This window comes from Salinivibrio sp. PR6 (assembly GCF_001995955.1).
Taxonomy (GTDB): domain Bacteria; phylum Pseudomonadota; class Gammaproteobacteria; order Enterobacterales; family Vibrionaceae; genus Salinivibrio; species Salinivibrio siamensis.
The window spans coordinates 1-6,570 of the sequence record NZ_MUFA01000034.1 but is presented as its reverse complement, the minus strand read 5'-3'; the positions used below and the strand labels follow the sequence as shown (position 1 = coordinate 6,570).

Genomic DNA, 6,570 nt, shown 5'->3' with positions numbered 1-6,570 from the left:
ACGTCCAGTAAATCCACCGAAGCTTCAATACTGCCGTTTCCGCTCGACTTGCATGTGTTAGGCCTGCCGCCAGCGTTCAATCTGAGCCATGATCAAACTCTTCAATTTAAGTTTTTTCGAAACCGAAGTTTCAGCTCAATGAATACTGATTACTGTTTCTCTCCGAAGAGAAAAACGAATTGACTGTGCCGAACAACTRTWAAAGTTGTCGTTTGGTCACTCAGTTCATCGAATAAATCTTTTTGTCTATTCTCAACGAGTGCCCACACAGATTGCATAGGTCAAATTGTTAAAGAGCGCCGCTCAATCTTGAGCGGGAGTGGCATCTTACGCCACTTTGGCAACAAGTCAAGCATTTTGTTGTGCTTGTTTGTTTTGCCGTTGTTAGCGCGGCTTGCCGTGCCAACGAGAGCGCATTATAGAGAGGTGATTTTTTGACGCAAGGGGTTTTTGATAAAAACATTTCAAGCGAGCAAAAAGCCAACAAGGTGCATTATTACTGAGCATTTCCATGCGAAAACTAAGCAGAAAGCCACCTAAGTCGGTGGCTTTCGCTCAATAAGTATCTATCAGTCCTGTTTTGCGATGATTTGATCGTTTTCAACATCGAGGAAAACAGGCCGCCCTGGTATCAGCTCGCCACTTAGAATTTGCTGAGCAAGCGGGTTTTCAATTGTCTGCTGGATAGCACGTTTGAGTGGACGCGCACCATAGACGGGGTCAAAGCCACCTTTAGCCACTTTTGCCAAGGCTGCGTCTGAGACCTCAAGCTTAAAGTCTCTTTCGGCCATACGATGAGCCAGCTCTTGCATCTGTAGACCTGCAATCTCTTTGATGTGGTCTTCGGCTAATGGGTGGAACACCACCGCTTCATCGATTCGGTTGATGAATTCTGGACGGAAATGATTTGCAGCCACTTCCATCACGGTGCGTTTTATACCCGCATAGTCCAGTTCACCGAAATGCGCCTGAATCTGCTCTGAGCCAAGGTTTGACGTCATGATCACCACCGCATTGCGAAAGTCGACAGTGCGGCCTTGACCATCCGTCAGGCGCCCATCATCCAGCACCTGTAGCAAGATGTTAAACACATCCGAGTGAGCTTTCTCTATCTCGTCGAGCAGAATGACAGAGTAAGGGCGACGACGTACCGCTTCGGTCAGATACCCCCCTTCTTCATAACCCACATAACCTGGGGGTGCACCCACAAGGCGAGCCACGGAATGCTTCTCCATAAATTCGGACATATCAATCCGTACCATGGCATCACGGCTGTCAAACATGAATTCAGCCAGTGATTTACAAAGTTCGGTTTTACCTACCCCCGTTGGGCCCAAGAAGAGAAATGAACCAATCGGGCGATTCGGATCCGCCAAACCGGCACGGCTACGGCGAATAGCATTACCAACAGCGCTCACCGCTTCATCTTGCCCTATCACGCGTTCATGCAATGCCGACTCCATCTTGAGCAGCTTTTCTTTTTCGCTTTCAAGCATACGCGACACTGGGATGCCTGTTTGCCGTGCGATGACATCAGCAATCTCTGCATCCGTGACACGGTTTTTAAGCAGCGTCATTTCCTGCATCTCTGCTTGGCTGGCAAGATCCAATTGCTTCTCTAGTTCAGGGATCTTGCCGTATTGCAGCTCTGACATCCGACTCAAGTCGCCGGCTCGACGTGCGATTTCCATATCAGTACGCGCTTGCTCTAACGCTGCTTTGATGTGTTGAGCACCAGATACAGCGGCTTTTTCAGTATTCCAGACCTCTTCTAATTCTGCATACTCGCGCTCTTTTGCTTCTAGCTCGTCGCGAAGCGTTTCTAAGCGCTTTTGGCTCGCACTGTCTTCTTCTTTTTCCAGCGCTTGCTGCTCTATCTTCAGTTGCACAATGCGACGCTCAAGCCTGTCGAGTGAGTCTGGCTTAGAGTCTATTTGCATCCGAATACTAGACGCAGCCTCGTCAATCAGATCGATGGCTTTATCTGGCAGCTGCCGATCAGCAATATAGCGGTGTGACAAACTCGCAGCAGCTACGATAGCCGGATCGGTAATTTCTACCGCATGATGCAACTCATAACGCTCTTTGAGGCCTCGCAAAATGGCCACCGTGTCTTCGACATTCGGCTCACTCACCAACACTTTTTGGAAACGGCGTTCTAGTGCCGCATCTTTTTCTACATACTGTCGGTATTCATCCAGCGTAGTTGCCCCCACACAATGGAGTTCACCACGTGCCAAGGCAGGCTTAAGCATGTTGCCCGCGTCCATGGCCCCTTCAGCTTTACCTGCGCCCACCATGGTGTGAAGTTCGTCGATAAAGAGAATGACATTGCCTTCTTCTTTGGCAAGTTCATTCAGCACCGCTTTTAAACGTTCTTCAAATTCACCACGGTATTTCGCGCCTGCGACCAGTGAGCCCATATCAAGAGAGAGTACGCGTTTGCTACGAAGTCCTTCTGGCACTTCACCATTCACAATGCGTTGAGCCAGGCCTTCCACGATGGCCGTTTTACCCACGCCAGGCTCACCAATCAGCACTGGGTTATTTTTGGTACGGCGTTGTAACACTTGCACCGTACGACGGATTTCATCATCACGGCCAATGACAGGGTCGAGCTTGCCTTGCTCTGCACGCTCAGTAAGATCAATGGTGAATTTTTCGAGGGCTTGGCGGTTCTCTTCCGCGTTAGGATCATCCACTTGCTGCCCACCACGGACTTTCTCTATCGCTTCTTCAACCTTTTGCGATGTTAAACCGTGACTACGTAACAGCTCGCCCAACTGACCTTTATCTTCCACCGCAGCCAAAACAAAAAGCTCTGACGAGATATATTTATCTTTACGCTTTTGCGAGATTTTGTCGCACAGGTTAAATAACGTACCCAGGTGGTTTGAAAGCTGAACCTCGCCACCGGTACCCGTTACTTGTGGTAAGCGGTCTAATAACTCAGAAAGGCTGGAACGCAGCTGGCTCACATCCACATTCAGCATGGTCAATAACGGGCGGATGGCACTGCTGTCTTGGTTCAGGAGTGCGGTCATCAAGTGAACAGGCTCGATGTACTGGTGATCTCGCCCTAATGCCAGTGATTGCGCATCAGAAATCGCAATTTGGAATTTACTCGTAAATCGGTCAAGGCGCATAGTTCCTCCCACTTAACACCTCTAGTTGATGAATAAATGGGCACGATTGCGGCGCTTTTCAAGCACCTTTGTCGATTTTATTTCTCCCGCCAGATGCAGGTTGCCATCCGGCCTGTTTGCCCATCTCGTCGATACGAATAAAACTGATCCGCTTGCTGGTAGGTACAAAACTCCCCACCATAAACAGCAGTAACGCCAGCCTGTTGGAGTCGTTGCTTCGCAAGGTGATAAAGATCAGCAAAATACTTACCGTTTCCTTTTGCGGTAAATGCAGACATCGCCTGCGGTGAGTGCGTTACGAACGCCTCGATCACCTCCTCCCCAACTTCAAAAGCCTGTGGCCCAATGGCTGGCCCTAACCAGGCAAGACATCGATTGGGATCGGAAAACAGGGATAGCGTCGCTTCTAACACGCCAGACGATAAACCTCGCCAACCTGCGTGGGCAGCAGCGACTTGCTGACCATCGTCACTGCAAACGAGCACAGGCAAACAATCAGCCGTCATGATGGTACACACTTGACCCGTCGTATCGGTGAAGGCCGCATCTGCCTGTGGATGAGGCGAGCGGGTCGGCAAGTGGACAACGTGTGTACCATGGACTTGTTCAAGCCAAGTGATATCCCCACTCACCTGCTGTGCAAGCAGTGCGCGATTTTGACCCACAGCTTCAGGGGCGTCGCCAACATGCATGCCAAGATTCCAACCCGAAAAGCTCCCTTGACTGGCACCACCAATACGCGTGGTGGTCAGCGCTCGTATGTTACTCGGAGCGGGCCAATCAGGCTGAAGGCAATACATCAGTAGTCCTCTTCTCCATATTGGGTTTGATCGTCTCTTAACCGTTCAGTCAAGGCCACCATATCGTCGGGGATCGGTGCATGCCATTCCATCAACTCACCGCTAACAGGGTGATCTAAGCGTAGCATGGCCGCATGCAATGCCTGGCGTCGGAATTGGCGCAGACTTTGGACAAGCTCATCGTCAGCGTGACGAGGCGGTTTGGCCTTCCCGCCATATAAGGGATCACCCACTAGAGGATGATTTAAGTAGGCCATATGGACACGGATCTGGTGGGTACGGCCCGTTTCCAACCGCAACCGTAATCGTGTGTGACCACGAAAATGTTCTGCGACGCGATAATGAGTGATCGCGGGTTTACCTAGCTCATGCACGGCCATATGGGTACGCTTGGTCGAATGGCGGCCAATCGGCTTATCCACCATCCCCCCACCGGTCATATTACCAATCGCAATGGCTTCATATTCACGGGTAATTTTCCGCTTTTGTAGCGCACGCACCAAACGGGTTTGTGCCGGAATAGTTTTAGCGACCACCATTAATCCCGTGGTGTCTTTATCCAAACGATGCACTATCCCTGCCCGAGGTACGTCTCCAATTTCCGGATAACGATACAACAGACCGTTCAGTAAAGTGCCATCAGGGCAACCTGCGCCTGGGTGAACAACCAGCCCCGCAGGTTTATTAATCACCAACAAGTCATCATCTTCATAGACAATATCTAGCGGAATATCTTGCGCTATCCAGCGATCGTCATCTTCAATTTCCGCAGTGATCTCAACGTTTTCTCCGCCCATCACTTTTTGGCGCGGCTTATCAATGGTCACACCATCGAGTGATACCTGGCCGGCTTGGATCCAAGTCTTGATCCGAGAGCGTGAGTAGTCAGGAAACAACTCAGCAATGGCTTGGTCAAGCCGTTGACCTAGTTGATGGTCTTGGATCTGGTGGGATAATTCTATCTGTTGTGCCATATCGAACTTTTCTATGATTTCTATGACTAAACCCTCGCGACAGTCGTTATAGTGGCGCTCGGCATATCGCCTATCAACGCCTTTTGCTATAGTCGCCTGTCACTGGATAAAATAGCCGGAATAATGACATTGTATCTGTTTGCCGCTGCGACCGTAATCCAGATGGCATAAAAACTTTTCAAGGAAGTGCGATAACCCATGAAACGCCTAACCCTGACTGCACTACTCGCAGCCTCTCTACTCGCCGGTTGTTCAAGTAACGACCAAGTCGTCCAAGACGATCCGCCATCCAAACTGTATCAGGATGCTGAAGCGCAGTTAAATCAAGGGGCTTGGATAACCGCTATTGAAAAGCTGGAAGCACTGGATTCACGCTATCCCTTTGGTGCTTATTCTGATCAAGTGCAGCTGGATCTGATTTATGCATATTACAAAAATGATGACTTGGCTTTAGCCGAGGCAACCATTGATCGTTTTATGCGTATGCACCCTGCGCACCCAGAAAGTGACTGGGTGGTTTATATGCGTGGCCTTACCCATATGGCGCAAGATCGTAGCCTCATTCACGATATTCTTCGTATGGAGCGGGACGACAGAGATCCTCAGCCAGCACGCAAAGCATTTGCCGATTTTCGTCGCCTGCTTGAGCGCTATCCAAACAGTGAGTATGCCGCAGATGCCAAAGCGCGGATGACCGCATTAAAAAACCGCCTTGCTAACTATGAGCTCGCCGCAGCAGATTACTACATTCGTCGAGAAGCTTGGGTTGCCGCGGTTAATCGTTGCCAAGCGTTGCAGCGTGACTTCCCTGATACAGAAGCGGCCAGAGCGTCACTCCCTTTAATGCTTAAAGCCTATGAAAAGCTTGGACTCGATGAACCCGCAGAGCGAACAAGAAAACTGATCGCCAAGAATCCAGCGTAATAGCGAGTCAACAAGCTTGATAATCAAAACCTCCGCAAAGGAGGTTTTTTTATGTCTATAGATTACCGGTGAAAAGCGCGCTTTACCGAGTAATATTGGAATCGACTCTCGGCTTCCGCGTTGAGTGGGCACAGATATACATTATTGAGGTATAACGGTTTATAGAGTTTGAAGCGGTAAGTTATTGAATCAAGACGCGTGATATCTTGCTATAGATACAAAAAAGCCCCGACCGTGAGGTCAGGGCTTGGTGTTTTCTCATCAAAGTCTTACGCATATCAGCTTTGATGMTTAMATTGCGAGCTATGCGCAGTGAGTTTTGAAGCGAGACGCACAGTGTATGCCAATACATGAGCATCGCAGCTATCAAAAATCGCAAGCAATAGGCGCAATTTATAATYAAAGCCTGGCGATGTCCTACTCTCACATGGGGAGACCCCACACTACCATCGGCGCTGCTTCGTTTCACTACTGAGTTCGGCATGGAGTCAGGTGGGTCCAAAGCGCTATGGTCGCCAAGCAAAATTKGGTGTGTCTTCACTTTTCAGTCAAAACACTTAATCTAGAAAGCTGTTCGTTCTCGCCACAATCAACTGGCTTATTTYAAGTCCAACCCAAAACCTCTTGGGTGTTGTATGGTTAAGCCTCACGGGCAATTAGTACAGGTTAGCTCAACGCCTCACAGCGCTTACACACCCTGCCTATCAACGTTCTAGTCTAGAACAA

The 6,570-nt window shown here is 49.5% G+C and carries 4 protein-coding genes and 2 rRNA genes; 1 reads left to right on the top strand and 5 read right to left on the bottom strand.

What is annotated here, in order from left to right; translation table 11 throughout:
* Positions 1–569: 569 nt before the first annotated feature.
* From clpB to rluD, 3 genes are all read right to left on the bottom strand, one after another.
* Entirely contained in the window at positions 570–3,146 is a 2,577-nt protein-coding gene (gene clpB / locus BZG72_RS15755; RefSeq protein WP_077579593.1) for an ATP-dependent chaperone ClpB, read from the bottom strand.
* A gap of 77 nt (positions 3,147–3,223) precedes the next feature.
* Positions 3,224–3,946 (bottom strand): peptidoglycan editing factor PgeF, encoded by a 723-nt coding sequence (gene pgeF, locus BZG72_RS15750; protein ID WP_077667252.1) that lies wholly within the window; start codon positions 3,944–3,946, stop codon positions 3,224–3,226.
* Positions 3,946–4,920 (bottom strand): 23S rRNA pseudouridine(1911/1915/1917) synthase RluD, encoded by a 975-nt coding sequence (gene rluD / locus BZG72_RS15745; RefSeq protein ID WP_046074616.1) that lies wholly within the window; start codon positions 4,918–4,920, stop codon positions 3,946–3,948. Before rluD ends, pgeF begins: the two co-directional genes overlap by 1 nt.
* Before the next feature lie 198 nt (positions 4,921–5,118).
* Between rluD and bamD the strand changes: the two genes are divergently transcribed.
* Positions 5,119–5,844, top strand: a complete 726-nt coding sequence (gene bamD, locus BZG72_RS15740) for an outer membrane protein assembly factor BamD (protein WP_077579590.1) — start codon at positions 5,119–5,121, stop codon at positions 5,842–5,844.
* 404 nt (positions 5,845–6,248) lie between these two features.
* Here the strand turns inward: bamD and rrf are convergent.
* Positions 6,249–6,364, bottom strand: a 5S ribosomal RNA gene (rrf, locus tag BZG72_RS15735).
* 115 nt (positions 6,365–6,479) lie between these two features.
* Positions 6,480–6,570, bottom strand: a 23S ribosomal RNA gene (locus BZG72_RS15730); the annotation flags it as partial.